Here is a 414-nt window from a genome sequence, read left to right on the forward strand (position 1 = left end):
TCTCGATGATGTGCCCGAAGGCGTTGTTGGCGCGGGGATTGGCAGCATCGACCTGCTGCGCCGTGCGCCGCGTGTTGTTGGTCAGCATGACGTAGACGCGGTTGGTGACCGGGTTCGCTTCGATATCCTCGGGCCGGTCCATCTTGGTTGCGCCGACGACGTCGCCCGCGCGGCGCGTCTCGATCAGCACGTCCGCCTGGCTGCGGAAGCCGTTCGCCTCCGTCAGCGCGCCCTGGCCGTGCACCAGTGGCAGCCACGTTCCAGTGCCGTCCGGATTGTACTTCGCCACGAAGAGCGTGCCGGAATCGAGGAGGCCGAAATTCGCGGCGCGGTTCTGCCGGTCCACCCGGCCTTCGGTCACGAACTTGTACACGTAATCGAAGCGCTCGTCGTCGCCGAGATAGACCACATATC

1 protein-coding gene is annotated in these 414 nt (G+C 65.2%); it reads right to left on the reverse strand.

Annotated elements, in window-relative coordinates:
• The coding region (locus tag AC2JF9_RS09895) for a PhoX family protein (protein ID WP_500727427.1) at positions 1-414 on the reverse strand (414 nt) is incomplete at both ends.

This window comes from Lactobacillus sp. C449L, assembly GCF_059900815.1.